The following is a 26,118-nucleotide window of genomic DNA, read 5'->3' as shown; positions in this document are numbered from 1 at the left end:
CAGCCTGCGAGAGTGATTTCCAGACCACAGGAGGAATAAAAATGAGCACAACACTGAATCGCGACACGCTTGCGCAGGTCTCCCCTAAGCTGGCGGAACTCAGCCAGCAGGTGCTGTTTGGCGATATCTGGCAGCGTCCGCAGCTGGCCCCGCGGGATCGCAGCCTGATCACGCTTGCCGCCCTGGCCGCCCTGGGGCGTACCGCGCAGCTTCCCTGGCATATCGACTTTGCCCGAAAAAACGGCGTGACGGACGACGAGATTGCCGAAGCGTTTACTCATCTGGCGTTTTACGCAGGCTGGCCGGCAGCCGTCAGCGCCCTGACCTGCCTGGCAGAGGAGAAACAATAATGCCGTTTGTTCGCATCATGACGGGTGGCCGCTATAGCGAGATGCAGAAAAAACAGATTTCGGACATTCTGCACCAGGCGCTGACGGAAACCTTCGCCGTTCCCGCGCAGGACCGGTTTCATTTTTTTGAATGCTTCGCTGCCGGGGATCGATACGTTGATCGGCACTATCTCAGCCCGGGCAGAACGGAGGGGGCGATACTGTTCAATATCGTGGCCGGTAAGCCGAGGAGCGAAGAACAAAAAGCGGCGCTCTACCGCCAGTTGGCTGCGCAGCTGAATGAGAAGATGGGCATCAATGGTGGGGACGTGATGGTCGTTATCCAGTTTACTGCCGCTGAAGACTGGAGCTTCAGCGGCGGCATACGCTATCAGCCCTGAATGACGTAGCGCGTCGCCTCGAAGCGGTTCAGGATCAGGTGCACCAGAAAGACCATCGTCAGCGTCGCCACCAGCGAAAAGGTGACGGAGGTGATGCGGTACAGATCGCTGAACACCAGGTCAGTGTCCGGGTGCATGTTCTGCCCGAACATAATGCCGATGGTGGTGATGCTGGAGAACCCCACGCCTGCGCCCACCTTCTCCATCACGTGCAGGCGCGCGCCAAACGCCAGCCCGAGGCCGATCAGCGGCATCATCAATAGCATATGGCTGCTGTGATCGTAGAGGATCAGCTGCACCACCAGAATATAGAGGCAGCCCAGCACCACGCCGACCACGCGCCAGATGGAGCTCATCACCGAACCGCGATAGTGCATCGGGAACAGGATTAAAATCCCCGCCATCAGCGCCGAAAGCGAATCGCTTAAATCGCTGATCTGAAAAACGACGAATATCAGCGTCGCGACGGTGCCGGAGAGCAGCGACTCGTGGCGCACGCGGGCGTCGTCTTTCTCAATCAGCGGCGGCGGCTTGCGGGGCTCCACGTCCGGCAGAAGATAGTTCATCAGCGCGCTCAGGCACACCGCCATCACGCTCGCTTCGATGTTGGAAAACAGCAGCGTGTGCCAGTTGGTGGTGGGGTAGCTCATAAAGTTGAGCATCACGCTCTGGCACACCACGCCCATGGACCCGAACAAAAACAGCGGCCCTTTACTCATAAAGCGAAAGCGCATCACGTACAGGGCGAAGACCACCAGCGTCATGATGACCGGCCATTGCGCCAGATAGCCGATGATAATCACCATTTCGACGCAGTTGAGCGATGCGCTGAAGATAAACTGCTTCGCCACGTGGCGGTTAAACACCGGCACCAGCGACAGCAGCATAATCGGGTAGACCACGAAAAATACGCCATAGCTGGTGTTGTAGAAGCTGGAGATGCTGAGCGCAATCATCCCGGCAAAGACGATGCGCAGGGTCTGGCGAAAGTCGTTTGCCGTATAGACGATGTTGCCGTGCGGGGTAAACACCCGCGCCAGGGTAGTAATAGACATCGAACTAATAAACATAGTGAAGCAGGCTCACCAGGTGGATCTGCATCCCGGAGAAGAAGCGCGCAAACGGCCCCTCGCTGTTGTAGAGCTGCACGGTCGCGCGGGCGCCGGTCGGCAGATGCTTCGGCAGCGCCTCGTCCAGCGTCACGTGAATGCGCATCCGCTGAGCGTCGCGCACCCAGCGGTTGGAGGTTTCCGGCTCGGAGAGCTGGCCGTTTACCGCCTCCTGACCGGCAAGGATCCCCGCGTCGCTGCTGGTGACGTGGGCGCGGAAAACGTGCCCCGGGAAGGCGTCGAACACCACGGCGGCGTCGGTGCCCTGATGGGTATGGCGCAGGCTCTTCTCGCGGAAATCGGCCACGATGTCGGTCTGGTTGTTCACCAGCGCCAGCGCGGCGGAACCGGATGAAGCGTAGAAGCCGGGGCTCAACTGCAGGTTACTGACCGTGCCGTCCGCCTGGGCGTAGACCTTCGTCCAGCCGAGGTTCAGCTCTGCTTCATCCAGCGCGTTACGGTATTTTTGCAGCGTCACGTTGCGGTGCTCGTCCCGCTCGCCGCGCTGGATACGCAGGTTCTGAATGTTGGCCTGAATTGAGCTGACGGACTGTTCGCTGCTCTGCCAGGTCGTGCGGACTTTATCCAGATCCGCCTGCGAGACGTTCTGCAGCGTGCTCAGCTTCTGGTAGCGATCAAAAGTCACTTTGTCGTTACGCGCGGTCAGCACGGCGGTTTTCAGGCTGGCCTGCGCGGCGGCGATCTGCGCGTCCAGCTGTTCGTTGGACAGGCGTGCCTGCTCGAGCGCGATTTGCGCCGCTTCCACCTTATTGCGAAACGGCGTGTCATCGAGCTCAAACAGCAGATCGCCTCTCTTCACCTGGCTATTGTTGTGGACATGTACCGCCGCCACATAGCCGGAGACGCGCGGAGACACCGGCGTCACCACGCGCATCACGGTGGAGTCCGGCGTCAGCGGGATCCAGATATCCGCGACGATAAAGTAGACAAACATCAGCAGGAAAGAGGCAATACTCACCCTTACCCAGCGGGCAAACTTTTGTTCAGGGGTCATTATTTTTCGGTCTTGTTATCTTCTTCGCGGATTGTCCGCAAATTGCAGGCGATTTGATTCAACGTGGCGCTGAAAATGTCGAGATGTTCCGGCGCGATGTTATGCGATACGCGCGCCTGATACGTCTCAATCACCTGAGTGAGCCTTTGTAACAGGGCTTTTCCCTCAGGCGTCAGCGTCAGAAGCCGGATGCGCTTGTCATAAGGCGATACGGCGCGCAGCAGGTATCCCTGCTTTTCCAGCTGTGTCAGGGTGCGCATCAGCGGCGGCAGTTCAATGCCCTGCACCTCCGCCAGCTCACTCATTGAGACGTTATCCCCGAGCTGATGCAGCTGCATCATCACCGTCCAGCTCGACTGGGTTAACCCGGTATCGAGAATGGCCTCGTCGATGACGGCACGCCACTGGCGCACGATCATCGCCATCCGCATGCCCATTGGCCTGCGGCAGAACAGTTCTTCTTCACTCATGGGGAAACCTCTCGTCACACGCGGTCAAGATAATAGTTATCAGGGTAACTATCAAGAAACGAGAGGCGAAAGCGCAGGAATTGCGAAAAGGGTGTTCTCCCTCTCCCTGTGGGAGAGGGTCGGGGTGAGGGCATCAGCCCGCAGCGGCGTTTAGCGGCTAAAATGCTTCCTGACGGCACTTTTCCCCGACGCCGTCACCACCACCTCCCGATACCCCGCCACCCGCTGGATCCAGCCTTTACTTTCAAGATGGTCGAGCAGCAACGCGCCGGCTTCTCCGCCCAGGTGAAACCGCCGCTCGCTCCAGTCCAGGCAGGCGCAGCAGGCCTTCCGGCGCGGATGCGCGCTTAACGAAATGCCGAGCGTCAGGAACTGCTCCCGGCCGTACAGGGTCAGCGCTGAACCGTCAGCCTCCAGCCAGCCTGCCGCCTGCATGAAATCATAAATCTGCACCGCCACCGCGCCTGCGAGATGGTCATAGCAGGTCCGCGCTTCGCGCATGGCTTTCGGCGCGCTGGTTTCCGGTGGGGTAATGCGGCTCCACGAAAGCCCCATCATCTGCTCCACCAGCGCCGCCACGTCGTGCCCGGCAAGGCGATAATAGCGATGCCGCCCTTGCGACAGGCAGGTAATCAGTTGCCCTTCAAGCAGCCGGGCGAGATGCCCGCTGGCGGTCGACGGCGCAACGTCAGCCGCCGCGCTCAGTTCGGTAGCCGTCCACGCCCGTCCGTCCATTAGTGCGCAGAGCATCTTCACGCGCGACGGATCGGCCATTGCCGCCGCCACCGCGGCAATCGCCTTTTCCAGCAACGCGCTGTTGTCAGGGGGTAAACTCGTCTTAAGCATGGGCCGCCCAGGGTTCGGTGATCTCAGCGGCCAGCTTATCATTATCCGTCAGCAGAATAAGGTGATTCGCATGGTCGCTGTACTGAGTCAGGATAGACACACCGCGTGCCGCCAGCGCCGCCGCTATCTCGCCCAGCTCGCCAGGACGTTCCTGCTTAAGCTTTCTGATCACCGGCTTTCGCACCGCCTGCACGGTAAACCCGGCGTCGAGCAGCACGCGTCGCGCTTTTTCCCCGTCTTCCACCAGGAAATGGGCATGTGTACCAAATACGCCACCGCCCTCCAGCCCCACGCCGTTGCGGCCCAGCAGCTGTCCAAAGCGCGCCAGCTCACCCGGGATATCGCGAAAAATGACATGAACGTCATACATCGGCATGCCCTCCGGTTTCAGAGGTATATTCCCGCACGACCTGCGCCACCCGAATGCGGTAGTACGCAAAAATCGACTCCCGCCCTTCGGCCTGCGCCGCCTGATGAAAGACGTTCTGCTTCCAGCGGCGGACGGCCTCTTCATCCCGCCACCAGGAAAGGGAGAGGATTTTGCCGTCGGTGGTCAGGCTCTGGAACCGTTCGATATCAATAAAACCGTCAATGTCCGCCAGCAAAGGCTTAAGCTCTGCGGCAAGCTGAAGATAGCGCGCCTGATGGGCAGGCGCGGCTTTGGCTTCGAAAAGGACTGCGATCATGGTTTTCTCTCCGTTGTGATGTTGAGGAGAGAATGCAGGATGGAAAAGCATGATGCTTCGGTAAATAGCGAAGTTTTATCCCACAATCGACCTCGGCTCCATAAACGCCCGAATTCCCCACTCGCCCATCTCGCGCCCCAAACCGGAGTGCTTAAACCCCCCGAACGGCGCCTTCGGTTCATGGGCCAGGGTGTTCACCAGCACGCGACCGGAAACAATCTGCTGCGCCACGCGTCGCGCGCGGTCCACATCGCCGCCCAGCACCATCGCGCTCAGGCCGTAGTCGGTGTCGTTGGCAATGGCGATCGCCTCCGCCTCGTCCTGATAAGGGATTACGCACAGCACCGGGCCGAAGATCTCGTCGCGGGCAACGGTCATCCGGTTGTTCACGTCGGCAAACAGCGTCGGGCGCACAAACCAGCCGTCCTGCGTGCCTTCCGGCCGCCCTTCACCGCCCGCCAGCAGGCGTGCCCCCTCTTCGAGGCCTTTACGGATATAGCCCTGCACCCGCTGCCACTGCCTTTCGCTGACCATCGGGCCGACGTCAGTCGCACTGTTGCGCGGGTCGCCGGAGTTCACCGCCGCCACGGCCTGCGCCAGCCCGGTTTCGATCTCCGCCTTGAGCGAGTAAGGCACCAGAATGCGCGTCCCGGCCACGCACGCCTGCCCGCTGTTCATAAACCCGGCCTGAATCACCAGCGGGATCGCCTGCGCCAGATCCACATCATCCAGCAGGATCGTCGGCGATTTACCGCCCAACTCCAGGGTCACGCGCTTAAAGCTTTCCGCCGCGTTGCGCAGGATCGCCTTGCCGGTATTCGTGGAGCCGGTAAACGAGATTTTTGCCACGTCCGGATGGCGGCTAATGGTTTCACCTACCGTCTCACCGCGCCCGGTGACGATGTTAAACACGCCCGGCGGCAGCGCGGCATCGCGCAGCGCTTCAGTGACAATCTGCGTTTGCAGGGCGCTCATTTCGCTCGGCTTGATCACCGCCGTGCAGCCCGCGGCGAGCGCGGCCGCCAGTTTGCCGCAGATAAACCCGGCATCGCTGTTCCACGGCGTAATCAGCCCGGCCACGCCGAGCGGCGTCATCTGCACCGTTGCGGCACCTGCGGGGGTGACAAACTCAAACGCCTCCAGCGCCTCGATAGCCTGAGCAATCACCTCCGCCGGATAGCTGGCCATCCACGCCGAGCGCGAGGCGGGCGCGCCGTACTCTTCAATGACCGCCTCCAGCAGATCGTCGTGGCGAGCGGCCACGGCGGCGTGCATGCGCTTCAGCGCCGCGATGCGTTCCTGCTTTGTGGTCTGCGACCACGCCGGAAACGCCGCTTTCGCCGCCGCAATGGCGCGCTCTGCGTCGACCTCATCCGCCAGAAGAACCTGGCCGATGACCCGCGCCGTCGCCGGGTTGTACAAATCAAACCACTCGGTGCCGTGCGGGGTAACAAACTCGCCGTTAATAAAAATCTGTTCGATGGTGTGCATATAAACCTCCTCAGGCTGTGTGAGCACAGTCTGGCACGGCTTCTCCGTTGCGATAATCCACGCTATGCTGCAAGGGTTGTTTCGATTTTCAGGATAATCTATGCATCGTTCAGGTCTGACAGAGCTGGAAGTGGTGATGGCGGTGGTGCGGCGCGGCAGCTTTCGCGCCGCGGCGCAGGAGCTGGGGATGTCCGCCACGGCGGTAAGCAATGCCATCGCCGGACTGGAGAGCCGCCTTGAGACGCGGCTTTTCAACCGCACCACCCGCAGCGTGGCGCTCACCGACGCCGGACAGCGCTACGTGGCACGTATCGGCCCGGCCCTGCAGGAGATCCGTCTCGCCGGGGAAGAGATCCACAGCGACACCGGAGAACCCGCCGGCACGCTGCGTCTGAACGTGCCAAACCATATCGGCACCCTGTTTCTGGACCAGCTGCTGATCGACTTTATGATCCGCTACCCGAAGATGCGCGTAGAGACCGTCAGCGAAGCGCGAATGATCGACATCGTCGCCGAAGGCTATGACGCGGGGATCCGCCTTGAGGAGTCCGTTCCGCAGGACATGATTGCCATGCCGCTGACCGGGGAGATCCGCCAGCTGGTCACCGCCACGCCGGACTATTTTGCACGTCACGGCATTCCGCAGACGCCGGACGATCTGCTTTCACATCAGGGGATCGGCATGCGGATGGCCCACGGCGGGATCTACCGCTGGGAGCTGGCGCGTCGGGGGGAAACGTACGCGCTTGCCGTGCCGCCGCGCTTTGCGACGTCCGATCTTTTTGCCTCGATCCGCGCCGTGAAAGCGGGATTAGGGGTGGGATTTTTACCGGAACTGTATATCCGTGAAGAGCTTGAGCGTGGAGAACTGATGAGCGTCCTAAACGACTGGGCGCAGCCGTTTGCCGGGCTGCGCCTGTACTACCCCGGGCATCGCCACGTCCCGCCAGGGCTGCGGGCGCTGGTGGCGATGGTCCGCGAGCGCGGGATTATTCCAGGTTAGCCTTATTCAGTCCGTAAGCCGCGTCCAGCGCGCCGGGCGCCATGCGGGAGGTGATCCCCAGACGGTTCCAGGCGTTGATCGCCACGATGGCGAAGTTCAGCTCTGAAATCTCCACGTCCGAGAAGTGCTCCGCCACGCTGCGGTAGAGCGCATCGCTGACACCGTGAACGCCAATCTGGGTCAGCGCTTCGGTGAACGCCAGCGCCGCTTTCTCGCGGGCGCTGAACAGCGGGGACTCGCGCCAGGCCGCCAGATGGTACAGGCGCAGCTCGCGCTCGCCGGCGATTTTCGCCTCTTTTGAGTGCATATCCAGACAGAAGGTGCAGCCGTTCAGCTGCGACACCCGAATGTCGATCAGGTGCTTCAGCGCCGGGTCGATGGAGGTTTTTGCTACCTCCATGCTCAGGGCAGACAGCGCGTTGGCGAGGGCAGGTGTAACTTTATGGTGGTTAACGCGAGTGCTCATTGTCTTTCCTCTTTTTGTACGGCATGTGTCATGCGATGGGGCAAATCTACGCCGTTCATGACATAGTAAAAAGATACAAAAAGCGTGAAATGAGGTAGGACATGAAGCCGGGCTATCACGAGATTTATTCCCGCTATCGCGACAACATCACGCGCGGCGTGCTGAAGCCGGGCGACAGGGTGCCAGCCATCCGCGTGCTGGCGGAAGAGCTGAAGGTGGCGCGTAAAACCGTCGAAACGGCGTACGCCATTCTGACGGGTGAAGGGTATCTGGTGAGCCAGGGCGCGCGCGGCACGCGGGTTAACCCGGACTTACTGTTGCCGGATAAGACTGCCCCTGCGGAGCAGCCCACCGGCACGCTTCCGGCCTCGCTCATCAGCCAGCGCGAGCGGGCGGGGTTTCTGCGTCCCGGCATCCCCGCTCTCGACAGTTTCCCGTATAAAAAGTGGCTGCTGCTGGCGGGCCAGGCGACGCGGGCCATGCGTCAGGAGGAGATGCTCAACCCGCCCGTTCTGGGCTGGTATCCGCTGCGCCAGGCCATTGCCAGCTACCTCAACATCTCGCGCGGGCTGTCCTGCAGCGCCGAACAGGTGCTGATCACCAGCGGCTACAGCGGTAGCCTGCGGCTGATCCTCGACACCCTTGCCAGCCGCAGCGACAAGGTGGTGTTTGAAGATCCTGGCTATTTTATGGGCCAGCAGCTGCTCAAGCGGATCGTGCCGCGCCTGCACACGGTGCCGGTCGACCGTTCAGGTATCGATACGGAATACCTGCTGCGTCACCATCGCGACGCCCGTTTTGCCATCGTCACCCCGTCGCACCAGAGCCCGCTGGCGGTCACGCTCTCCCTGCCGCGTAAACAGCAGCTGCTCGACTGGGCCAGCCAGAACGAGGCGTGGATTATCGAAGACGATTACGACGGGGAGTTTCACTACACCCGCAAGGTGCTGCCGTCGCTGAAAAGCCTCGACCATCACGACCGGGTGATTTTTATGGGCACCTTCAGCAAAACCATCATGCCGTCGCTGCGCATGGGCTACGTGGTCATGCCCGCCAACACCGTCGGGGCCTTTACCGACTGCGCGGACATCACCACCAGCGGCCAGCCGGTGCTGACGCAAAAGATCCTCACCGCGTTTCTCAACGAAGGGCACTTTTTCCGTCACCTGAAAAAGATGCGCGCGCTGTATCAGACCCGCCGCGACTGGATGATTGCCGCCCTGCGCGAGGTGTATGGCGATCTGTTTTTCACCGAGCAAAACGACGGCGGGATGCATATCGTGGCGTTCCTGACCAAAGGAAGCCGTGACCGGGAAGTGGCGCGCTGCTGGCAGGAACAGCAGCTGCAGGTCAATGCGCTTTCGGAGTGGTATCGCGGTTCCGGGAAGCGCTACGGGCTGGTGATGGGCTATAACAACGTGCGGTCGTATGAAGAGGCGGTGGCGCTGCTGGAAAGGCCGAAGCGGCAGACGTTTGAGCTGTTGCGCTGAACATCGCCGGGTGGCGGCTTCGCCTTACCCGGCCTACGGTTTAAATATCATTGCGGGACAACCCAACGTCCTTGAGCTGCTCGTCGCTCATCTGGCTCAATATGCGGCGGGTACGGTTGATGCGATACCAGTTGCAGATCGTTTTCCCGATCCAGACGAACACAATAAACGGACGTTTTGAACGATTCTCGTAGAATTCCATGATGCTCTCCTCACTGTGTCAGTGGGGTTATCATCCCGGAAATCCATCCGTGCAATACAGATGCAAAAACACCTTTTTTTTAACATACAGATCCGCTAAAACAGTATCTGCATGGCAATTTTCGCAGCAATCTGTACTGGTTTTATAATCTGTATGGTGAAAACAAAGGATACAGCATGACACGCTACCAACATCTGGCCAATCTTCTGGCTGAACGCATTGAGCAAGGGCTGTATCGCAGCGGCGAACGTCTGCCGTCGGTGCGCACGCTGAGCCAGGAGCACGGCGTGAGCATCAGCACCATACAGCAGGCCTACCAGATCCTCGAAAACCTCCAGCTGATCACGCCCCAGCCGCGCTCCGGCTATTTTGTCTCGCCGCGCAAAGCCCAGCCGCCCGTCCCGGCAATGACGCGCCCGGTGCAGCGCCCTGTGGACGTTACCCAGTGGGATGAGGTGATGATGCTGCTGGACGCCCGCGCCGACAAAGAGATGATCTCCTTTGGCGGCGGTTCGCCGGACATTAACCAGCCGAGCCTGAAGCCCCTGTGGCGCGAGATGAGCCGCATTGCGCAGCATAATCCCGGCGAGATGCTGAGCTATGACGTGCTCGACGGGCGCCTGGAGCTGCGTGAGCAGATCGCCCGCCTGATGCTCGACGGCGGCTCCACCGTCTCGGCAAGCGACATTGTCATTACCAACGGCTGCCACGGCGCGCTGTCTATCGCCCTGCTCTCGGTGTGTAAACCGGGGGATATCGTGGCGGTGGAATCTCCGTCGTTTCACGGCACCATGCAGATGCTTCGCGGGTTTGACATCAAGGCAATTGAAATTCCTACCGATCCCGAGACCGGGATCAGCATCGAAGCGTTAGAGCTGGCAATGGAGCAGTGGCCGATCAAGGCGGTGATCCTGGTGCCCAACTGCAATAATCCGCTCGGATTTATCATGCCGGAGGCGCGGAAAAAGCAGGTGCTGGCCCTCGCCCAGCGGCACGATATCGTGATTGTCGAGGATGACATTTACGGCGAGCTGGCGGCGGAGTACCCGCGCCCGCGCACCATTCATTCGATGGATATCGACGGCCGCGTGATCCTTTGCAGCTCGTTTACCAAAACCGTGGCGCCGGGCCTGCGCGTCGGCTGGATTGTGCCGGGACGCTACTACGACCGGGTGATGCACATGAAATACGCCGCCGGCGGGTTTAACGTGCCGGGCACGCAGATGGCGGTGGCGGCGTTTATTCGCGACGGTCATTACCATCGCCACGTGCGCCGTATGCGCCAGATTTATCAGCAGAATATGGAAACCTACACCTGCTGGGTGCGGCAGTATTTCCCGGCAGAGATTTGCGTCACGCGCCCGCAGGGGAGCTTCCTGCTGTGGATTGAGCTGCCGGAGAAGGTCGACATGGTATGCGTCAGCAAGCAGCTATGTCGGCTGAAGATCCAGGCCGCGGCCGGGTCGCTGTTTTCCGCCTCCGGGAAGTACCGCAACTGCCTGCGGATCAACGTGGCGCTGCCGCCGACGGACAAAAATCGCGAGGCGCTGAAGAAGCTGGGCGAAGCGATTGTGATTGCGATGGAGGAGGGCTAGTGCGGCCTGATGCCCTCACCCCGACCCTCTCCCACAGGGAGAGGGAGAAAACCGTGCCGCACTACTCGTCGAAGTACCAGTATCCCTGGTTAATCAGCCCGGTGAGCTCCTCGACAAACGCCGGGTTTTTCAGCGCATCACCCAGCTCGGCCTGGCCCAACTCGGTGTAGCGGCACAGCGCATCCGCCGCCTTCGCGTCTACCGTCTCCAGCTGTTCGCTGTTGATGAAGAAGCTGCCGTTGATGTTCAGCACGCGCAGGCCGCTCAGGCGAGACAGCGTTTCGCCGCCCTGCAGCGCGTCCAGCACCTCTTCCGGCGCGTACGGCGGCTCGGCGGCGGCGATATCCAGCTCGTGGCGCGGCGTGGAGACAAAGCTGCCGAACCATTTTGTGAAATCATCCGGCTTGCTAATCATGTCGATCATCATCTGACGAATGCGATCGAGCTCGTACTGCTCCACGCGGCCCGGGTGTTCGCGGCAGGTCAGATCCGGATCGCTGTAGTGCTCACCGCCCAGATCGTTTTCCAGCGCGTAATCGGCGAAGCTGCTGATCAGATCGCGACCGTTCGGCCCGCGGAAGCCGACGGAGTAGTTGAGCGCCGTTTCATGGGTAAAACCGTCGTGCGGGAATCCAGGCGGAATGTAGAGGATATCGCCCGGGGCCAGGTCTTCGTCGATGATCGGCTCGAACGGATCCACATGCAGCAGCGCCGGATGTGGGCAGAACTGACGCATCGGCAGCTTGTCACCCACGCGCCAGCGGCGGCTGCCCATCCCCTGAATGATAAACACGTCGTACTGATCGATATGCGGACCCACGCCACCACCCGGCACGGAGAAGGAGATCATCAGGTCATCCAGACGCCAGTCCGGCAGGACGCGGAACGGACGCACCAGTTCCGCCGCGGGCATATGCCAGTGGTTCACCGCCTGCGCCAGCAGCGACCAGCCGGTTTCGCCCAGATCGTCAAAGTGCTCGAACGGGCCGTTGCTGGCCTGCCATTTGCCGTTGAAATGGCTCACCAGACGGCTATCGACCTCCGGCTCCATCGCCAGCCCCGCCAGCTCGTCCGGGGTAATCGGGTCGACAAAGTTCGGGAAGGCATTTTTCAGCACGACGGGTTGTTTTTGCCAGTATTTCTCAAGAAATTCCGGCCAGTTCAGGTTCAGTTGATACGCCATGGGTAGCACCAGTGAGAAGGGAAACAGGCGCGATTATAGGCAAGAAGGCAGAGGGGGAACTTGTCATGGGTCAAACCCGCACGTGTAGGTCGGGTAAGGCGAAGCCGCCACCCGACACAAACACGCCGCGAAAACTTAATCCAGCTTCAGCTCGTCATAGTGGGTAATCAGTTTACCCACGATGCCGTAGTCCAGCGCTTCCGCCGGGGACATCCAGAAGTTGCGGTCGGTGTCTTTTTTCACTTTTTCCAGCGGCTGGCCGGTGGCGTCGGCGATCAGCTTGTTCACGCGATCCAGCATGCGGATGATCTCGCGCGCTTCGATCTCAATATCCGTCGCTTGACCGCGCACGCCGCCCAGCGGCTGGTGGATCATAAAGCGGGTATTTGGCAGCGAGTAGCGGTGCTCTTTTTTCGCGGCCAGGAAGATGGTGATCCCGGCGCTCGCCACCCAGCCGGTGCCGATGACGTGCACTTCCGGGCGGATGAATTTGATGAAGTCGTGGATGGTGTCGCCCGCTTCCACGTGACCGCCCTGGCTGTTGATGTACAGCTTGATCGGATCGTTGCTGACGCTTTGCAGCAGGATCATCTGGGTGATCACTTTCTGCGCCAGCTCCTGGTTGATCTCACCGGAAATCACAATCGAACGAGACTCCAGCAGTTTTTGCTGCAGAGCGCCCGCGCCGTTTGACCCTTCCGCCTTTTCCTTGTCGCTTTCTTTCAGTGTGTAGTGCATTGTTATGTCCTCAGCATTTAGCGCTCAAAACCAGAGTGTAGCCTGTTTTACCGATCAAAGTCCTCACCGGCAAATCACGAGGGAGCTCATGCACATTGCCCATGTTGCACGCGTTTCGTTCTTTCATCGCCCCCGCCCGGATCGCTATACTTCATATGATTATCATATTGTTAAATGATAATTATATTTAATGTGTTAAGATGAAAGTCAGCATAAACAGACCCTTACGTCAGTCCTGGGGCTGTTTGCATCCTCGACATGTAAAACAGCACCGGGGCGGTGAATGGAACACATTGTGTATGTGGTTGATGACGATGACGCAGTCAGACAGTCCGTGATCGGGCTGCTGGAATCCGCAGACTTAAACGCCATCGGCTTTTCATCGGCAGAAGCGTTTCTTCAGCACCGCTTTGAAGAGCTCCCTTCGTGCGTGGTCCTCGATATGCAGATGCCCACCATCTCCGGTTTTGATGTAGCAGATGCCCTCAAGGACAGCGGGCGCGAGATCCCGATTATTTTTCTCACCGGCCACGGCACCATCCCGATGTCGGTGCGCGCCATTAAAGGCGGCGCTTACGAATTTCTTACCAAACCCGTCGAATCCACCGCGCTTATCGACGCCATTGAGTCCGCGCTGCAGCTGGCGGAAAACAACGCCGAGCGCAATAAAGAGCACTACGCCCTGAAGCAGCGCCATCTCTCCCTCACGCCGCGCGAACACGAGGTGCTCACGCTGGCGATAAGCGGCATGCTGAACAAGCAGATTGCCGCCGAGCTGGGCGTCAGCGAGATCACGGTGAAAGTGCATCGCCGCCGCGTAATGGAGAAAATGCAGGTGCGCTCCGTGGCAGAGCTGGTCAGGGCCGTTGAGCGCCTGACCAAAAGCCAGCCTGCGGAGTAATGTTTACCCTTCCTGTACCGCCAGCGGCAGCGCAAAGGCAAACACCGTGCCGTAAGGCTCCCGGCGGCGCGCGCTCAGCTTCCCGCAGTGGCGCTCAATGATGCTGGCGCTGATGGTCAGCCCCATCCCCATCCCCTGTGGCTTGGTGGAGTAGAACGAGTCAAAAATCTGCTCCAGCCGCTCGGGCTCAATGCCGCTCCCGGTATCGGCGATCTCAACGATCGCTTTCCCGTCCGCGTTGCTGGTGCTGAGGGTGATGGTGCAGGCGCGATCCTTCACCTCGGCCATCGCCTCAACGGCGTTCATCACCAGGTTAAGCAGCACCTGCTGGATCTGCACGCTATCGCCGGTGATAAAGCTGTCCTGCGCCTTCAACAGGTAATCAACGCTAATGTGTCGCTGCTCCAGCTCGCTGCGGGAGAGCGCGATGATATGGTGGATCAGATAGTGCAGATCGATGCGCGAGAAGGTGGGATCCTGCTTGCGCGTCAGGGACTGGATGCTGCGAATGATCTCCCCCGCCCGTGCGCCTTCCGCGGCGATCTCTTCCAGCCCTTCCCGCACTTTATCCAGCCGGGCCGGCTCCCGGCTGAGCCAGCGCAGGCTCGCTCCGGCGTTAGAGACGATCGACATCAGCGGCTGGTTGATCTCATGGGCGATAGAGGAGGTCAGCTGCCCGACGGTGGTGGCGCGGGACACCCTCGCCAGATCAGCCTGCGCCACCCGCATGGCATCCTCCGCGGCGCGCTGGCTGGTGATATCGGTGATGATGCCGTAATACTCATTCACCTCGCTGCCCACGCCCACCGGATCGCCAATCCCGAGGATATAGCGCGTAGAACCGTCGGTACGCTTGACCCGAAACTCCGCGCGCATGGAGAGCCCTTCGCGCACGCTCTGCGTGACGATGGTGCTGATGCGGGCATAGTCGTCTTCATGGACGAAGGTCAAAAACTCCGCCATGGAGATCATCTTTTGCTGCTCGGGCAGGCCGAGGATGCGGGCGTACTCCTCCGAGACAAACATCAGATCCTGCTCCAGCTCCCAGCGCCAGCTGCCGGTGTGGCTGATCTGCTCGCCCAGCATCAGCGAGGTCTGGCTGGCGCGCAGCTCTTTTTCCACCCGACGGCGCTGGATGTTCTCCCCCAGCAGCTCGGCGTACAGCCGCGCCGTCTCCAGGGACACCGCGGCCTGCGCGCCCAGCAGGCTCACCACGCGAGAATGCTCGGCGGTGAAGACTTCCGGCATCAGGCGGTTTTCCAGGTAGAGCACGCCCACCAGCCGCGCCTGTTTGAACATCGGGACGCACATAACCGCCGCCCCCGAGGTCACCAGATAGGGATCCTGACTGAAGGGGTGAAACTCCTCAGGCTTACCGGTGCGGATCTCCTGCCCGGTGCGGATCACCGCCGCCAGCACCGACAGGGGCATGTCGGTCGCCGTCGGCACGTCTTTCAGGATCCGCACCCGCACGCCTTCGGTGCTGGTCCAGGCGCTGGCCTCGATCTCCGGGATCAGGTTATCGCTCACGCGAAGCAGCAGGCCGCGTTGCGCCCCGGCGCGTTCGAGGAGGATCGTCATCAGGTTTTCGATTAAGCGCTCAAGATTGATCTCTTCCGACAGCGCGCGGGAGGCTTTGATGACGCTCTGCAGATCGCGGATGGTCTCGTTCTGGGCGAACGCCACCGTGTCATAGGCGCTCGCCTGCCCGGAGGCCAGCAGATGCGGGAAATCCTGCTCCAGCTGGCGCACCTTGGCCTGCGCGCCCGCCCGGCCCCAGGCGGCAATTGCGCCGCGGAAGTGTGCGTCCGAGGCGGTTGGGTAGCCGCAGGCCAGCGCAAAGCGGCCCGCCAGCTCGTGGGCCAGGGCATTAATCGGATTAAATCCGCCCTCGCGGGAGAGCCGGACCGCCTTCTCATACTGCTCAAGCGCGATGCTGTTCATCCCGTCCAGACGCACGATTTCGGCGTAGATCAGCGCCTCTTTATCCGCGAACGTGCCGGGATTAATGCGCGCCCAGAGGGCGATTTTGTCGTAATGGGCGTGAATGCTGCGGCGGTGGTTCGCCGAGAAGGTCTCCGGCGTTAGCTGACGGGAAAGCGCCAGAGCGCTGTAAAGATGGTAATCCAGCAGATGGATGTGCCCCGGCGCAGACCACGCGTACCACCCCGCCATCTCGAGATCCGCCTGCGCGTCGGCATACTCCCCGCAGGTAAAGTGCGCCATACCGCGGTAGAGCCAGTACCAGAACAGCATGGTGGAGGTCTGCTCCGGCGCCTGCTCCGGCGACGCGGGAAGCAGCGCCTCCGGCAGCACCTGCGATGCGGTCCAGGTGCCGATAACCGGCGTGCGCAGGAACTCTACGTAGCCGCGCTGGACCATCAAGATGGTCTCCACGTCCTGGAAGTGGGTTTTACGCACGAACGCCAGGCCGCGATCGATGCTAGTCAGCACCCCGTCCAGGTGATCGCCCCGGGAGAGGAAGTTAATCACCTGGTGGCAGGCCGCAAAGCAGGCCATTGTCATATCCCCGTGGGTCACCGCCGAGGTAAAGCAGGCCTTCGCGCACTCGATGGTAAACGATAAAGGCTGGGTCCAGACGCTGAGCTGGTCGAGCGGCAGCAGGGTTTTGGCTTCGAACGCGTCGTAGCCGTGGCGATTCACCAGCTCGCGGGCCAGGGTGCCGTACTGGAAGCCGAGGCGATACTCGGCGTAGCGGTGGCCCATCAGCACGCCAAACCAGGCCATCGCCGTGGTGGAGGCGCCGGTAATACCGTGGTCGAGCGTCAGGTGCATCATGCGGCAAAGCAGCAAAAAGTGCAGGCGCGGACAGATGAAGCTGGCGCAAATGCTGGCGCTGTAGAGCAGGTTCATCACCGCTTCGGTTTCCGGGTTATCCATCCGCGAGAGCGGGGCAAACAGGGTTTGCGGCGCGTCGCCCGCGCGATTACAGAAGTGTTCCCAGGCCTCGTCGCAGTCTGCATCTTCCGGATAGCGGCCGATCTGAATACCAAATACCCCCAGCCAGCAGAGCGCCGCCTCCAGCGCCAGACGGCTATCCGACTGGCGAATGTACACTTCCACCAGCAGATTGGCCGCCAGCGCCTTTTCGGTTAGCCCGCCGGGGCACCCGAGAATGGCGTCACACAGCTCGCGGGTGCGCTCCAGGTGCCCCAGCGCAAACTCGCAGCCCGCCTCTTCGATATCGAGCATAAAGTCTGACACCGTCCCGGCGTTGCCCAGCGCTCGGGCAGTCTGGATATAGCTCAGCGCCGAAAGGTAATCCCCCGAACGCTTGGCGCGTCGCGCGGCCAGCAGGCTCAGCTCGCGGAACATCTGGCGCTGCGGGGCTGGCTGGATGCTGTCCAGCGCGGCCGTGACGTGATGTACGGCGCGAAAGAGCAGCTCGTTCCCCGCCGCCTGCCGCGCGGCGTCGGCCAGCAGGCTAGCGGTGGTCAGATGAAGATGGCTTTTCTCATGCCGATCCAGCAGCGCAAAGGCGGCCTCCTGCACCCGGTCGTGGGTGAAGGAGTACGCTTTTTCCGTCAGCACGATCAGCTGCGCCATGACCGCCGGATGCAGCGCGTAGCGCATTTCCGCCATCGATATACCGACCACGCGGCAGATCATCTCCATTTCGCCCGTGCCGCCGAGGCAGGCAAGGCTGCCCAGCAGGCGACGCGTCTCGTCGGGCAACTCTTCCAGCTTCTCCAGCACCAGGGTGACGACGTTTTCGGTGTAATGCCGGGCGCGGATCGCCTGCAGATCGTAGTGCCACTTGTCCTGATATTTGTTGTGCACCACCAGCCCGTCATCGACGATGCGGCGGAAAAACTCGTGTACAAAGAGCGGGTTGCCCCCGGTCTTTTCATGGATCAGCATGGCGAGGTCGGTCGTCGCCGTGCTGCGGGTGCGAAATACCGTCCCCAGCCAGCGGGAGACGGCTTTGACCGACAGCGCCTGCGGGACAATTTCGCTCGCGTGCTGTGCCGCCTCCGGCAGGCTCGCCAGCTGCTGTTGCAGCGTGGGTTCGGACAACGAACCGATGTCGCGGTGAGCCACAACCACCAGCAGTGGGATCGCGCCGCAGTTCACCAGCAGATAGTTGAGCGTATGTAGGCTGGCGGCGTCGCTCCACTGGAGATCGTCGAGCACCAGCACCAGCGGGCAGCCCTGCGAGGCAAAGGTTTTCACCAGCGCCAGCACCATATGGCTGAAGCGCGCCCGGGCATCAATGGAAAACGTATCCGCCGGGAAGCGCGGCTTGCGCTCAAGCAGCAGGCCCAGCTCGGGCACGAGGCTGACGGCCAGCGCCTCGTGTCCTTCCAGGGCGCGAGAAAGACGGATTTTCCATTTCGCCACCTCGTCTGCTGGCAGGCCCAGCAGGTGCAGGGTCAGGGGGCGGAATGCAGAGCTTAATACGCCGTAGGGCAATGACGGTGAAAACTGATCCACTTTGCCCACCGCCAGCAGCACCGTACGCTGCTGGAGCGTTTTTAACGCCGTCGCAATGATGGAGGATTTGCCGATCCCCGACGGCCCGCCGATGGTCACCAGCTCCGGCACGCGGTTCTGCCCCACCCGCTCAAACGCGGCAATGACGTCATTCGCCTGCGGATGCGTCGCGAACAGCGAGTCCGCCAGAAGAATCGCCGGGGTGCGGTCCTGCTGGCCGGGGGTAAAGGCAACGATCTCGCCCTCGCCGGTCAACGTCGCCTGGCAGCGGCGGAGGTCGGCAATCAGCCCGTCAACCGTCTGGTAGCGGTTATCCGGGTGCTTCTCCAGCAGCTTCAGGATGATGGTCGACAGCATTCCCGGCACGTCCGGGCGGATCGCTTCCGGGGCCAGCGGCGCCGAGGCAATATGGTAGTGCGCCCAGTTGGTCCGATCGTCCTCCCCCCGTTCAAACGGCAGGCGTCCGGTCAGGAGTTCATACAGCACCACACCGAGGCTGTAGAGATCGCTGCGGCCATCGACGGGGCGCTGGGTACGGGAGGTGTGCTCCGGGGACATATACGCTGGCGTGCCGCCTGAAACGGCAAGCCGGGTCTGCGCGAAGGCGCCGGAGAGGCTGCATGAAAGGCCAAAGCTGCCCAGACGGCAGGTGGCATCGTGCTGAACAAAAATATTGCCGGGCTTGATATCGCCGTGGATCAGGTTTTGCAGATGCATCTGGCGCAGAGGAACGCAGATCTGGATCGCCAGCTCGATAAAGCGCGCGATCCCCGAGATCGCCCTGCCCGCGCGCCGCGCCAGCAGCTCAAAGGAAAACGGGGCGTACACCAGCGCGAAGCGTCCCCGGTACTGGGTGGACGCGACGGCGCGAATGGCCCAGCTGTCCTGCAGCGCGTCACGCAGCGCAAACTCGTTTTTCAGCAGCCGGGTGGCCCGCTCTTCCTCTTCGTCGCTGACCGCGGTGGCGATAATGAACGAGCCGCCGGAATGAGGATGTCGCGCGTGCATCCAGGCGATTCCGCCCTCCTGCGCCAGCACGGTAAAAATCACATCCTCTTTAAGGACAAAAACCCGCCCCTGGTGAAGATTTCCCTGGGCGGGCCAGAATGCAGGCTGCTCGTGTTCGTTCATCCGCGATCCTTATTGTCGGCGGGCCAGCTCCCGCTGAATATGATCCAGCAGAATATCGATGTTAATCGGCTTACGCAAAAAAGCAGCGGCGCCCAGACCGAGAGCGTACCGCTGCATATTTTCATCAGCATGACCGGAGATAAAGAGCACGGGCGGAGGCGGTACGGCCAGCAGCCGCAGCTTGTCAAACAGCTCAAGGCCGCTCATGCCCCGGAGCTTGATATCGGTGATCACCAGCGCCGCGCCGGACAGGGCAAGCGGATGGCTCAGAAATACCTCTGCCGAATCAAACGTGTCGGTTGAATAGCCTTCCGACTCCAGGAGATTACTCAACCCGCTGCGGACGGAACGTTCGTCATCAATGATGGCAATGCGCCACGGCAGCGTCATGCTGTTATTCCTCTAACCAGTCATTTAACGTCGCGAGGGTCCTTCGCGGGCGCAGGGGGCGCCGTGCCGCTGATTTTCGGTACGCATTCGTGACGAAACCAGGCGAGGGTGAGCGGTTCGCGACTCAGTAAACGTCGTCCCACCGGGATAAGCTGTTCGCCCACCAGCATGCCGAACAGGCCAAGCAGGGCGACAACCGGCGGTGCCGGGGAATGGACGTCGAGCAGAGCGTAAATTACCCCAGCAACCACGCCGCACACCAGCGAAATTATCCATGCTTTCATGATGACGCTCCCGTCTGCGATGCCGCCTGCGGAACGGTCACCTGAGGAGGAGGCGCGCCGTCGCGGGATAAGAGATGGCGCGTCGCCTGTTCACCCGCCAGCATCCCCAGCAGGCCAATCAGCGCCAGCGCGGGCGGCGCGGGGGAGCGCACCTTCAGCACGGCATACATCAGGCCAATCAACACGCCTGCCGCAAGGGATATCAGCCCAGTACTCATCGTGAACTCCAGAGAAAGAGGCAGCGGCGAGCCGGATGAGGGACCAGCCCGCCGACGGGACTTAGCGAGCCGGGACCGGCGCTAAGGTGCGGTGCTCGCTCTTCTGGCGAGACGGCGCTTTGTGCACCATGGTGTAGGCGTAATCCACGCCCATACCGTACGCGCCGGAGTGCTCGCGCACGATGTCCATCACCGCGGTGTAGGTCTCTTTACGCGCCCAGTCGCGCTGCCACTCCAGCATCACCTGCTGCCAGGTCACCGGGATCACGCCCGCCTGGATCATGCGCTGCATCGCATAGTCGTGGGCTTCTTTGGAGGTGCCGCCGGACGCGTCCGCCACCATATAAATCTCGTAGTCGCCTTCCAGCATCGCGCACAGGGCAAAGCTGTTGTTGCACACTTCGGTCCACAGACCGGCCACCACGACCTTCTTCTTGCCGTTGGCCTTCAGCGCATCGCGCACCTTCTGGTCGTCCCAGGAGTTCATGGAGGTACGCTCCAGGATGTCCTGACCCGGGAACACGTCCAGCAGTTCCGGATAGGTATTACCGGAGAAGCTTTCGGTCTCTACGGTGGTGATGATGGTCGGGATGTTGAACACCTTAGCCGCTTTCGCCAGCGCCACGGTGTTGTTTTTCAGCACCTGGCGGTCAATCGACTGCACGCCAAACGCCATCTGTGGCTGGTGATCGATAAAGATGATCTGACAGTTCGCAGGGGTTAACACTTCGAGCTTTGAAGAGGTCATAGCATTTTCCAGTGGTTAAGGGTAGAAATCGCCGCGAGCGCCGCGACGATAAAGTCACCCTCATCCTGCGGTTTTCCTTCTCCGCGCGTAATTATCTCTTCGTATAGTTAACCTTAGGTATAGTTATACTTTGGTATACCTATCCTATTGTATAACTGGATCTTTGCCGAAACCGGTTCCCATAATCCTGACCATTCCCCTCTCAGTCAGGAGCAGTTTATGGTTACCCCAGGTAAAGCCGATCTCATTCTGGTTAACGGCCAGTTTCACACCGTCGATCGCGAAAACCCCGTCGCGGAAGCCGTTGCCGTGCGCGACGGAAAATTTCTGGAAGTGGGTACCGTCGCCGAGGTGATGCAGCACCACGGCGACGGCACCAAAGTAGTGGATTTGAAAGGCCACACCGCCATCCCCGGCCTCAACGACTCGCACCTGCACCTGATCCGCGGCGGGCTGAACTACAACCTCGAGCTGCGCTGGGAAGGCGTGCCCTCCCTGGCCGACGCCCTGCGGATGCTGAAAGAGCAGGCCCTGCGGACCCCGTCGCCGCAGTGGGTGCGCGTGGTCGGCGGCTGGACCGAGTTCCAGTTTGCCGAGCGCCGCATGCCAACCCTGGACGAAATTAACGACGCCGCGCCGGATACCCCGGTCTTCATCCTGCACCTGTACGACCGCGCCCTGCTCAACCGCGCCGCGCTGAAGGTGGTCGGCTACACCAAAGACACGCCAAACCCGCCGGGCGGGGAGATCCAGCGCGACGCCAACGGCAACCCGACCGGGATGCTGATCGCCCGTCCGAACGCCATGATCCTCTACGCCACGCTGGCCAAAGGGCCGAAGCTGCCGCTGGAGCAGCAGGTCAACTCCACGCGCCAGTTCATGCGCGAGCTCAACCGCCTGGGGCTGACCAGCGCCATCGACGCGGGCGGCGGCTTCCAGAACTACCCGGAAGATTACGAGGTGATTGCCGAGCTGCACGAGAAAAAGCAGATGACCATCCGCATCGCCTACAACCTCTTTACCCAGCGTCCGGGCCACGAGCTGGAAGACTTTGAAAAATGGACCGACATGCTCACGCCGGGCCAGGGCAGCGACTTCTTCCGCCACAACGGCGCGGGCGAGATGCTGGTCTTCTCCGCCGCCGATTTTGAAGATTTCCTCGAACCGCGCCCAGATCTCGCGCCGGGCATGGAGGACGAGCTGGAGCGCGTGGTACGCCATCTGGTGGAGCACCGCTGGCCGTTCCGCCTGCACGCCACCTATAACGAATCCATCAGCCGCATGCTGGACGTGTTCGAGAAGGTGAACCGCGACATTCCGTTCAACGGCCTGCACTGGTTCTTCGACCATGCGGAAACCGTGTCACAGGCCAACATCGACCGCATCAAAGCACTTGGCGGCGGCATTGCCGTCCAGCACCGCATGGCCTTCCAGGGCGAGTACTTTGCCGAGCGTTACGGCATCGAAGCCACCCGACACACGCCGCCGGTGGCGAAAATGCTCGAGACCGGCGTACCGGTGGGCCTGGGAACGGACGCCACCCGCGTGGCGAGCTACAACCCGTGGACCGCGCTCTACTGGCTGGTCTCCGGCCGCACCGTCGGCGGGATGCAGATGTACGATCACAGCGCCCGTCTGGACCGCGATACGGCCCTGATGCTCTGGACCCAGGGCAGCGCGTGGTTCTCCAGCGAGCAGAACCAGAAGGGGCAGATTAAAGTCGGCCAGCTCGCCGACCTGGCGGTGCTCAGCAAAGACTACTTCCGCGTGCCGGAAGAGGAGATCAAGGGCATCGAGTCCGTTCTCACGGTAGTCAACGGCGATATCGTCTACGCCGCGGGCAGCTTTGGCCCGCTCGCGCCGCCGGCCATTCCGGTTCTGCCCGAGTGGTCCCCGGTGGTCAAGGTGCCGGGCCACTACCGCAGCGCGCCGCCGCAGGCCGCACGCGTCGGCTTGAGCCCTATCCACCACTGCAGCGGCCCGTGCGGAGTTCACAGCCACCAGCACGATTTCGCCCGCACGTCAGCGATGCCGGTGTCCGACGATAACGCTTTCTGGGGGGCGCTGGGCTGCAGCTGCTTTGCATTCTGATGAAAAACACCACTATGCCGCCCCGGATCGACCTGGGGCTGTTCTTCCTGCGCCTGACCGGCAGCCTGCTGCTGCTCTACGTGCACGGCCTGCCGAAGGTGCTGCACTTCAGCGAAGAGCTGACGCGCATTGAAGATCCGTTCGGCTTCGGGCCGTACTCGAGCCTGATCCCGGCGATTGTCGCCGAGGTGATCTGCCCGCTGTTGATCATTGTGGGCGTCTACACCCGCCTGGCGTGCCTGCCGATTATCGCCGTGCTGCTGGTGGCGATGCTGGCGGTCCACCCGAACTGGTCGATTGCTGAAGGGCAGTTTGGCTGGCTGCTGCTGATTATCTTCACCACCCTTGCCCTCACCGGGCCGGGCCAGTGGCGGCTGCAGCGTAAGGCAACGGAGAGGTTCGCATGACCCAGGTTAACGACGTTCGCGACGCACACGTCGAGACGACGCCCGCACCGACGGTTTCACCCTGGCAGCCGCTGAGCCAGCCGGTGTTCCGCATGCTGTGGATCGCCACGGTGGTCTCTAACGTCGGCTCATGGATGAGCGACGTCGGCATCAACTGGAGCATGCTGACCCTGAGCGCCGACCCGCTGGATATCGCGCTGGTGCAGGCGGCCAGCAGCCTGCCAATGTTCCTCTTCGCCCTGCCGTCCGGGGTGATGGCGGACATCGTTGACCGGCGTAAATACCTGCTCTTCTCCCAGCTGTGGGTGTTCATCGCCGCCGCCGGGCTGACGGCGCTCTCCTTCACCGGACACGTCACCCCCACCGTGCTGCTGGTGGCGACGTTTCTGCTGAGCGTGGGGGCGGCGATGAGCTCGCCGCCGTTCCAGGCCGTGGTGCCCGATCTGGTGAGCAAGCCGGAGCTGGGCGCCGCCGTGGCGCTGAACTCGCTCGGGGTGAACATCAGCCGGGCGATTGGCCCCGCGCTGGGCGGTTTCCTGCTGTCGCTCGCCGGGCCGTGGATGGTGTTTGCCCTGAACGCGCTGTCCGTGGTGGGCGTGGCGTGGGTACTGTGGCGCTGGCGTCCGGCCCCGTCCATTCAGCGTCTGCCGCCGGAGCACTTCTTCTCTGCGGTGCGCACCGGCATCCGCTACGTGCACGCCGCGCCGGTGCTGCGCAACGTGCTGGTGCGTACCGTGGCGTTCTTCGTTTTCGGCAGCGCGGGCTGGGCACTGCTGCCGCTGGTGGCGCGCCGCGAGCTGGGCCTGGGCCCGGCAGGCTACGGCGTGATGCTGGCGTGCATTGGCCTGGGGGCGATTGCCGGGGCCATCCTGCTGCCGCGCCTGCGCCAGCGGCTGAACGCCGACCGGCTGATGGTGGCCGCGAGCCTGGTCTTTGCCCTCACCATGCTGGCGCTGGCGTTTGTGCGCCACGTCTGGCTGCTCAACCTGTTTGAGTTCTTCACCGGCTTCGCGTGGATTGCGGTGCTCTCGACGCTGAACCTCGGCGCCCAGCGCAGCGCTGCCCGCTGGGTGAAGGCCCGCGCGCTGGCGGTCTACCTGACGGTCTTCTTCGGCTCGATGACCACGGGCAGCGCCATCTGGGGGCAGATAGCCTCCCGGTTCGGCACCCCGACCGCGCTGGTTGTCGCCACGCTGGGGATGGTGCTGGCAAGCGCCACCGTGTTCCGCTGGAAGCTGGAGAAAGACCCGGAATTAAACCTCGACCTGAGCGGCCAGCCGCTGGACGGCGTGGAGATCGACCTGCCGAACGAGCGTGGCCCGGTGCTGGTCTCGCACGAGTACATCATCGACCCGCACAACGCAAAAGCCTTCCTGGAGGCGGTACACGAGCTGCGCCGGGTGCGACGCCGCGCCGGGGCGATGAGCTGGGCGGTATACGAAGATATTGAGCGCCCCGGCCTGTTTATCGAGACCTTCCTGATGGGCTCGTGGATTGAGCATCTGCGCCAGCAGGAGCGCCACACCATGAATGACCTCCTGCTGCAGAGCCGCGTTCTGGCTTTTCATCAGGGCACAACATCACCGGCCATTCGTTATCTGGTCGCGCCGGTATAACCATAACCATCACCTGCACAGGAACACACTATGGCAACGTTTAAGGCAAAAGACGGCACGCAGATTTACTACAAAGAAGGCGGCGCGGGCAAACCGGTTCTCTTCAGCCACGGCTGGCCGCTGGACGGCGACATGTGGGATAGCCAGCTGAACTACCTGGCCGAGCGCGGCTTCCGCGCCATCGCCTTTGACCGCCGCGGGTTTGGCCGCTCGGATCAGCCGTGGAACGGTTACGACTATGACACCTTTGCGTCCGACATCAACGACCTGATTACCACCCTGGACCTTCAGGACGTGACGCTGGTGGGCTTCTCCATGGGCGGCGGCGACGTGACCCGCTACATCAACAACTACGGCAGCGCGCGCGTGGCCGGTCTTGCGCTGCTGGGCGCGGTCACGCCAATCTTTGGTAAATCTGAGACCTTCCCGCAGGGTGTGGATCAGAGCGTGTTCGACGGCATTCGCGACGGGTTGCGCAAAGATCGCGCCCAATTCATCAGCGACTTCGCCACCCCGTTCTACGGCACCAACGCCGGACAGACCGTTTCCGCCGGTGCCCTGACGCAGACGCTGAATATCGCCCTGCTGGCCTCCCTGAAGGGTACCATCGACTGCGTGACCGCCTTCGGCGAAACCGACTTCCGCCCGGACATGGCGAAAATCGACGTGCCGACGCTGGTGATCCACGGCAACAACGACCAGATCGTGCCGTTTGAAAGCACCGGCAAGCTGGCGGCAGAGATGATCAAAAACGCCACGCTGAAGGTGTACGACAACGCGCCGCACGGCTTCGCGCTGACCCACCAGGACCAGCTCAACGAAGACCTGCTGGCGTTTGTGAAGTCGCTGTAAG

At 61.7% G+C, this 26,118-nt stretch carries 26 protein-coding genes; 10 read left to right on the top strand and 16 right to left on the bottom strand.

Features of this window, described 5'->3' with window-relative positions; all coding sequences use genetic code 11:
- The first annotated feature begins 41 nt into the window (after positions 1-41).
- Both AC0TOY_RS19965 and AC0TOY_RS19960 read left to right on the top strand, forming a co-directional pair.
- Complete coding sequence (locus AC0TOY_RS19965) at positions 42-350, top strand: carboxymuconolactone decarboxylase family protein (RefSeq protein WP_148768523.1); 309 nt, start codon at positions 42-44, stop codon at positions 348-350.
- Entirely contained in the window at positions 350-730 is a 381-nt protein-coding gene (locus tag AC0TOY_RS19960; protein WP_148768522.1) for a tautomerase family protein, read from the top strand. The genes AC0TOY_RS19965 and AC0TOY_RS19960 overlap by 1 nt, the downstream gene beginning before the upstream one ends.
- On the opposite strand, the gene AC0TOY_RS19955 is transcribed toward AC0TOY_RS19960, so the two are convergent.
- From AC0TOY_RS19955 to AC0TOY_RS19925, 7 genes are all read right to left on the bottom strand, one after another.
- Positions 721-1,785: a DUF2955 domain-containing protein gene (locus tag AC0TOY_RS19955; protein ID WP_473722432.1), complete on the bottom strand. Its 1,065-nt coding sequence runs from the start codon at positions 1,783-1,785 to the stop codon at positions 721-723. The two genes, AC0TOY_RS19960 and AC0TOY_RS19955, sit on opposite strands and share 10 nt — an antisense overlap.
- Positions 1,786-1,789: 4 nt before the next feature.
- Complete coding sequence (locus tag AC0TOY_RS19950) at positions 1,790-2,857, bottom strand: HlyD family secretion protein (RefSeq protein WP_090393039.1); 1,068 nt, start codon at positions 2,855-2,857, stop codon at positions 1,790-1,792.
- Positions 2,854-3,324 carry a MarR family winged helix-turn-helix transcriptional regulator gene (locus AC0TOY_RS19945; RefSeq protein WP_473722431.1) on the bottom strand — a complete coding sequence of 157 codons (471 nt, stop codon included), beginning with the start codon at positions 3,322-3,324 and terminating at the stop codon, positions 2,854-2,856. Before AC0TOY_RS19945 ends, AC0TOY_RS19950 begins: the two co-directional genes overlap by 4 nt.
- A 150-nt stretch (positions 3,325-3,474) precedes the next feature.
- Positions 3,475-4,170, bottom strand: a complete 696-nt coding sequence (locus AC0TOY_RS19940; protein WP_473722430.1) for an ArsR/SmtB family transcription factor — start codon at positions 4,168-4,170, stop codon at positions 3,475-3,477.
- Positions 4,163-4,540, bottom strand: a complete 378-nt coding sequence (locus AC0TOY_RS19935; RefSeq protein ID WP_063436513.1) for a hypothetical protein — start codon at positions 4,538-4,540, stop codon at positions 4,163-4,165. The genes AC0TOY_RS19940 and AC0TOY_RS19935 overlap by 8 nt, the downstream gene beginning before the upstream one ends.
- On the bottom strand, positions 4,533-4,856 hold the full coding sequence (locus tag AC0TOY_RS19930) for an antibiotic biosynthesis monooxygenase family protein (protein WP_023618387.1): 324 nt from the start codon (positions 4,854-4,856) through the stop codon (positions 4,533-4,535). Before AC0TOY_RS19930 ends, AC0TOY_RS19935 begins: the two co-directional genes overlap by 8 nt.
- A 75-nt stretch (positions 4,857-4,931) precedes the next feature.
- Entirely contained in the window at positions 4,932-6,347 is a 1,416-nt protein-coding gene (locus tag AC0TOY_RS19925; protein WP_048992908.1) for an aldehyde dehydrogenase family protein, read from the bottom strand.
- A gap of 100 nt (positions 6,348-6,447) precedes the next feature.
- Here AC0TOY_RS19925 and AC0TOY_RS19920 point away from each other — a divergent pair, with 100 nt between their 5' ends.
- Complete coding sequence (locus tag AC0TOY_RS19920; RefSeq protein ID WP_157188563.1) at positions 6,448-7,350, top strand: LysR family transcriptional regulator; 903 nt, start codon at positions 6,448-6,450, stop codon at positions 7,348-7,350.
- On the opposite strand, the gene AC0TOY_RS19915 is transcribed toward AC0TOY_RS19920, so the two are convergent.
- Positions 7,337-7,816 carry a carboxymuconolactone decarboxylase family protein gene (locus tag AC0TOY_RS19915; protein ID WP_023310248.1) on the bottom strand — a complete coding sequence of 160 codons (480 nt, stop codon included), beginning with the start codon at positions 7,814-7,816 and terminating at the stop codon, positions 7,337-7,339. The genes AC0TOY_RS19920 and AC0TOY_RS19915 overlap by 14 nt on opposite strands.
- 101 nt (positions 7,817-7,917) lie before the next feature.
- On the opposite strand from AC0TOY_RS19915, the gene pdxR reads away from it, so the two are divergent.
- The gene (gene pdxR, locus AC0TOY_RS19910; RefSeq protein ID WP_473722428.1) at positions 7,918-9,306 is read left to right on the top strand and encodes a MocR-like pyridoxine biosynthesis transcription factor PdxR; all 1,389 of its coding nucleotides are present in this window, start codon (positions 7,918-7,920) and stop codon (positions 9,304-9,306) included.
- A 40-nt stretch (positions 9,307-9,346) separates the two neighbouring features.
- Here pdxR and AC0TOY_RS19905 read toward each other — a convergent pair whose 3' ends face one another.
- Complete coding sequence (locus AC0TOY_RS19905) at positions 9,347-9,508, bottom strand: DUF1127 domain-containing protein (RefSeq protein WP_032645487.1); 162 nt, start codon at positions 9,506-9,508, stop codon at positions 9,347-9,349.
- 176 nt (positions 9,509-9,684) lie between these two features.
- Here AC0TOY_RS19905 and AC0TOY_RS19900 point away from each other — a divergent pair, with 176 nt between their 5' ends.
- On the top strand, positions 9,685-11,103 hold the full coding sequence (locus AC0TOY_RS19900) for an aminotransferase-like domain-containing protein (protein WP_024909502.1): 1,419 nt from the start codon (positions 9,685-9,687) through the stop codon (positions 11,101-11,103).
- A 61-nt stretch (positions 11,104-11,164) separates the two neighbouring features.
- On the opposite strand, the gene AC0TOY_RS19895 is transcribed toward AC0TOY_RS19900, so the two are convergent.
- Positions 11,165-12,286, bottom strand: coding sequence for a ribosomal protein uL16 3-hydroxylase (locus tag AC0TOY_RS19895; RefSeq protein WP_023293370.1), 1,122 nt, complete (start codon positions 12,284-12,286; stop codon positions 11,165-11,167).
- Between the two features lie 135 nt (positions 12,287-12,421).
- Positions 12,422-13,024 (bottom strand): ATP-dependent Clp protease proteolytic subunit, encoded by a 603-nt coding sequence (locus AC0TOY_RS19890; RefSeq protein WP_024909504.1) that lies wholly within the window; start codon positions 13,022-13,024, stop codon positions 12,422-12,424.
- Between the two features lie 283 nt (positions 13,025-13,307).
- On the opposite strand from AC0TOY_RS19890, the gene AC0TOY_RS19885 reads away from it, so the two are divergent.
- Entirely contained in the window at positions 13,308-13,925 is a 618-nt protein-coding gene (locus AC0TOY_RS19885) for a response regulator transcription factor (RefSeq protein ID WP_032649964.1), read from the top strand.
- Between the two features lie 3 nt (positions 13,926-13,928).
- Here AC0TOY_RS19885 and AC0TOY_RS19880 read toward each other — a convergent pair whose 3' ends face one another.
- The 5 genes from AC0TOY_RS19880 to AC0TOY_RS19860 form a co-directional block, all read right to left on the bottom strand.
- The gene (locus AC0TOY_RS19880) at positions 13,929-19,511 is read right to left on the bottom strand and encodes a trifunctional serine/threonine-protein kinase/ATP-binding protein/sensor histidine kinase (protein ID WP_473722426.1); all 5,583 of its coding nucleotides are present in this window, start codon (positions 19,509-19,511) and stop codon (positions 13,929-13,931) included.
- Positions 19,512-19,520: 9 nt separating this feature from the next.
- Positions 19,521-19,901, bottom strand: a complete 381-nt coding sequence (locus AC0TOY_RS19875; protein WP_008501346.1) for a response regulator transcription factor — start codon at positions 19,899-19,901, stop codon at positions 19,521-19,523.
- A 20-nt stretch (positions 19,902-19,921) separates the two neighbouring features.
- Positions 19,922-20,185: a XapX domain-containing protein gene (locus tag AC0TOY_RS19870; RefSeq protein ID WP_024909507.1), complete on the bottom strand. Its 264-nt coding sequence runs from the start codon at positions 20,183-20,185 to the stop codon at positions 19,922-19,924.
- Positions 20,182-20,403, bottom strand: a complete 222-nt coding sequence (locus AC0TOY_RS19865) for a DUF1427 family protein (RefSeq protein WP_024909508.1) — start codon at positions 20,401-20,403, stop codon at positions 20,182-20,184. The genes AC0TOY_RS19870 and AC0TOY_RS19865 overlap by 4 nt, the downstream gene beginning before the upstream one ends.
- Positions 20,404-20,464: 61 nt before the next feature.
- Positions 20,465-21,151 carry a hydrolase gene (locus AC0TOY_RS19860; RefSeq protein ID WP_008501349.1) on the bottom strand — a complete coding sequence of 229 codons (687 nt, stop codon included), beginning with the start codon at positions 21,149-21,151 and terminating at the stop codon, positions 20,465-20,467.
- 219 nt (positions 21,152-21,370) lie between these two features.
- Here AC0TOY_RS19860 and AC0TOY_RS19855 point away from each other — a divergent pair, with 219 nt between their 5' ends.
- From AC0TOY_RS19855 to AC0TOY_RS19840, 4 genes are read left to right on the top strand one after another with little or no spacing between them, the layout of a single operon-like run.
- Positions 21,371-23,242, top strand: a complete 1,872-nt coding sequence (locus AC0TOY_RS19855; protein WP_048990672.1) for an amidohydrolase — start codon at positions 21,371-21,373, stop codon at positions 23,240-23,242.
- Complete coding sequence (locus AC0TOY_RS19850) at positions 23,242-23,649, top strand: DoxX family protein (protein ID WP_473722425.1); 408 nt, start codon at positions 23,242-23,244, stop codon at positions 23,647-23,649. Before AC0TOY_RS19855 ends, AC0TOY_RS19850 begins: the two co-directional genes overlap by 1 nt.
- Complete coding sequence (locus tag AC0TOY_RS19845) at positions 23,646-25,265, top strand: MFS transporter (protein ID WP_024909511.1); 1,620 nt, start codon at positions 23,646-23,648, stop codon at positions 25,263-25,265. Before AC0TOY_RS19850 ends, AC0TOY_RS19845 begins: the two co-directional genes overlap by 4 nt.
- Positions 25,266-25,295: 30 nt before the next feature.
- Positions 25,296-26,117, top strand: coding sequence for an alpha/beta fold hydrolase (locus AC0TOY_RS19840; protein WP_473722423.1), 822 nt, complete (start codon positions 25,296-25,298; stop codon positions 26,115-26,117).
- Position 26,118: the final 1 nt, after the last annotated feature.

The sequence above is a fragment of the Enterobacter sp. PL_is379 genome (assembly GCF_055817355.1).
Note: the sequence above shows the minus strand (reverse complement) of the source record. Positions and strands in the feature narration are given on the sequence as shown.